This is a genomic window from Dehalobacter sp. TeCB1, assembly GCF_001707455.1.
Lineage (GTDB): Bacteria > Bacillota > Desulfitobacteriia > Desulfitobacteriales > Syntrophobotulaceae > Dehalobacter > Dehalobacter restrictus.
This window is the reverse complement of the sequence record NZ_MCHF01000053.1, coordinates 8,394-12,177: the sequence shown is the minus strand read 5'-3', so window position 1 is coordinate 12,177 and position 3,784 is coordinate 8,394. Positions and strand designations below refer to the sequence as shown.

Genomic DNA, 3,784 nt, shown 5'->3' with positions numbered 1-3,784 from the left:
TTCCGGTATTCACGGATACACTCCAAAGCGGTCGTAAATACAATATCGGCCATTTTTGCTATAGGCAGTGTTCTAGCAAAACCCACCGGATCTTCAATACTCCAGTAAATGAACCCACAGCCATACTTTTCACAGGCCATGGAAATGCCAAGTGCCAGTTCCCCCTGATAGCCTTCCAGGATAACGTAATCCGGTCCATATTGGGCTACGCATTTGCCAATATAGCTATTAATCTTGTCCTGCTCGGTATAGGGAACGCGGATAACCTGTCCGTCCAATTCCAGAGTCACCATTTCGTCACCCATACAGGCCATAGGGAATATTTTTGTTTCCTCTCCATTTTTTTCAAAACCAGGCATCAGCCCATACTTCATGATCGGTGATGCGGAAAAGCAGGCAATTTTCAACAACTGTTCCCCTTTCAAGACAAGACCATTGTCATTCTGTTACTACACCGCCACATAGGAGACTTTGATATCGATATAATTTGTCGGATCAGTTCCATCGGTGCCAAGTCGGTAATAAAGCCCTTCATTTGCTGATATCGAATCACAATCCACATCTTCACATATTAGTGCGCCATATGATGCACCCGGAAAACTCGTACTTCTTACGACTCTGGTAAAAGTAACTTCATCAGGGCTCCGGTATAAGTCAATTTCAATACAACTTGCAGAACTCATCGAGCAATAAATTTTATTAATACAATTAATTGTATACGCAAGGCCAACAAAATTTATTGGCAGAATCATCTGGTAGGAACCTCTTATACTTTGTTGAGCATCTGTTGCATTGTTTCCATCAAGAAAATACCTTGAAAAGCCGGCACGCCTTAAAGAGTTCAGAGAACAGCCGCTACATGTTGTTGACAGGGTTATGGGTGTATTGGAATCCTCTTCTCTTTCCACAATATAAACATTCTGACCTGCCGTCACTTGGACATCGTCAAGTGCAAATCTCTGACTTGTCCAATAGGCTGTGCATTCAGGGTTATTACTCTCGCCTGCTGCATATAGAATACTGATATCCGCCTCGCCTCGGATCGCTTTGGCTAATAATTTTACTGTGTCAGCCAATCCAGCTTGGATCTCGATATGAACATTTCCCGCGGGAGGTGTTGCTCCAAGAGTATCTAAAAACGTATAGATCCTGCTGCCGAGTGTCAAGGTTTCCGAGTCATTGATCGCAGTAAAAGATGCCGAGCCCAACCTACTGCAAAGATCGGGAAAGTATGCCATTTTTTCTACCTCCATTTATTAAACTTGTACTACAAAATATGCAAAACTCCGGAATCTGTTACTTGGCAATATTAACTCTTTGGATACAGTAAATTTAGCGACTCATGCAATGCGTCAGGTGAAACAGGGGATGATCCTTTTATTACACCTTCCAGGAAAGCTTTGTTACTCAGGCTCATCGCATCTTTCGGCTTTGTTTCCAATGCCAAGCTGTTGTAGTATAAGGCTTCTTTGGGATGCCCCACCCGGTAATAGCACGAACAAAGCTCCGTATAAGGGATAAAGTCCCAACAATCATGTTCAACCATGCCCCATGTTTGATTCGGTTTTTTCAATTTAGTAGCCAGTTCAAACCAAAAAATGGCCTTTTTATAATCTTCTCTGCTCTTATAATAATAACCAAGCCTGCAGCAAACTTCAGCCCGCGGTATATCGTACTTAAAACTTTTGTGCAGGGAATCCAGCACTTTGTCATGATTGTTTTGGGCAGCATAGCAAATAGCTAACCGGATACACGCATCCAGATAATAAAGCATAATATCTTCACTGCCGACTAACAGATCCTCAAAATAGTGGATGGCTTCTGCCAATCGCCCGCAGTTATAGAGTTCTCTAGCAAAATAGTAACTGTTTCTGGCGTTCAACTTTCTTCCTTCGGCCAGCATTTTTTCATAAATGCGTAAATTCCTTGGCGAATTGAACTTTGTGCCGGCATGACAGATACAGATATCTGTCGTTAAAATTTCGCCGTTAAAATCCAGATACTCGTGTACCGGCTCACGCCACTGGAAATTCTTGCTCCGCTTTACAAGTCGTTCCCGGTAAAAAGTTGACATGGAATCTCCTATTACCCCGGTGTTCACACAATACTTCATCAGCACAACATCCACATTGGGATTAAGCACATGCTTCAATTGCAGCAGGGCAAGCTGTTCCTGATGTTCCAAAATATCGTCAGCATCCAGCCACAGGATATAATCCATTGTTGCCTTGCCAAAGGAATAATTTCTGGCAGCCGCAAAATCGTCCGTCCAATCCCAGTCATAGATTCCGGCCTGGTACAAGCGAGCAATTTCCTTGCTTTTGTCATCCGAACCGGTATCCACCACGATGATTTCATCTACAATATTCTTCACACAATGAAGGACATTGGGCAGATGTTCTTCTTCATTTTTGACGATCATACATAAGCTGATGGTAATCATAGCACCCTCCTCTTTGCTACTATATTCAAATGCCAAACAATAAGGAACGTTTTCAATTCTTATTTGATTATAAGCATCCGGCCAGCGTATTGATCGCTGACCGGATGAAAAACAGAATTTGATTTAATGACGCTGAAATGAAGCTTTCCCCCAGCGTGTTTTTGTTATTAGGGCAGAAGCGGTACAAATTCACCCGCTCTGAAGGTATTCGCCGGGCTCAATTCCCCACTGGCCAGCCGAAAAGCCGACCAAATATAGATTCCATCCGTGACATTGGTTAGTGTAACCTCATACCTATTCAAGACTGTTGCATTAAGATTCAAACTAGCAAATTCTATTACATTGCCTGGCCCAATGGTCAGTAGCGTTGGTGTCCCAAGTGCCGAGATCCCCGTGCCTGAAGAAAAATCAAAGACTGTAAGCGTCACACTGACAGTAGCTGTTCTATTGTTCAAAACCTCGACGTAAAAATCGTCATTATTATTCGGATTATCCCGTTGAGCAATACCGGTGGTCAAATCCTGACTGAAACTTTGTTTCAATATTTGAAATACTTCGGTTTTAATCTCTTCTAAACCAAAGGTCGGGCTATAAATAGCCGTGTAGATGCCTTCGACCAGGGTACCGATACTAAAGACTTCGGTCTTGATCTCCGCCAACCCAAACGTCGGGCTATAGACTGCTGTATAGATTGCTTCGATAAATGTGCTCCCGGACAAATTTTCTACTGTCGTGAAAATGGCTTCAACCAAGGTTCCAATTGAAAATACTTCGGTCTTAATCTCGGCTAACCCAAATGTTGGACTGAACACTGCTCCCTCTATGGCTGCTACTTCGGATTTGATCTCACCTAGGCTGAAGGTTGAGCTTACTAAGGTCGTGTAGATTCCTTCGACTAACGTTCCAATGCTAAAGACTTCTGTCTTGATTTCCGCCAATCCGAATGTTGGGCTGAACACCGCTCCCTCGATTGCGGCTACTTCGGACTTGATTTCCTGCAGGCTGAATGTCGAGCCTACCAAGGTCGTGTAGATTCCTTCGACCAAGGTACCAATGCTAAAGACTTCGGTCTTGATCTCCGCCAACCCAAATGTCGGGCTGAATACTGCTCCTTCGATCGCGGCTACTTCAGACTTGATCTCACCTAGGCTAAAGGTTGAGCTTACCAAAGTCGTGTAAATCCCTTCGACCAGGGTACCAATGCTGAATACTTCTGTCTTGATTTCCGCCAAACCGAATGTTGGGCTGAACACCGCTCCTTCGATCGCTGCTACTTCGGATTTGATCTCACCTAGGCTGAACGTTGAGCTGACCAAGGTCGTGTAGATGCCTTCGACCAGT

2 protein-coding genes and 2 pseudogenes are annotated in these 3,784 nt (G+C 43.8%); all 4 read right to left on the bottom strand.

The window, feature by feature from the left end; genetic code table 11:
* Nucleotides 1-407, bottom strand: a pseudogene (locus A7D23_RS11515) (hypothetical protein); the annotation flags it as partial.
* A gap of 42 nt (nt 408-449) precedes the next feature.
* A complete protein-coding gene (locus A7D23_RS11510) occupies nt 450-1,238 on the bottom strand; it encodes a hypothetical protein (protein WP_025205097.1) in 789 nt (262 codons plus the stop codon).
* 71 nt (nt 1,239-1,309) lie between these two features.
* Entirely contained in the window at nt 1,310-2,443 is a 1,134-nt protein-coding gene (locus tag A7D23_RS11505) for a glycosyltransferase (RefSeq protein WP_025205095.1), read from the bottom strand.
* Between the two features lie 167 nt (nt 2,444-2,610).
* A pseudogene (locus A7D23_RS11500) lies at nt 2,611-3,784 on the bottom strand (hypothetical protein); the annotation flags it as partial.

Bases quoted from the DNA above. Each gene is read 5' to 3' on its own strand.
- A7D23_RS11510 (WP_025205097.1), bottom strand. From the start codon at position 1,238: ATGGCATACTTTCCCGATCTTTGCAGTAGGTTGGGCTCGGCATCTTTT.
- A7D23_RS11505 (WP_025205095.1), bottom strand. From the start codon at position 2,443: ATGATTACCATCAGCTTATGTATGATCGTCAAAAATGAAGAAGAACAT.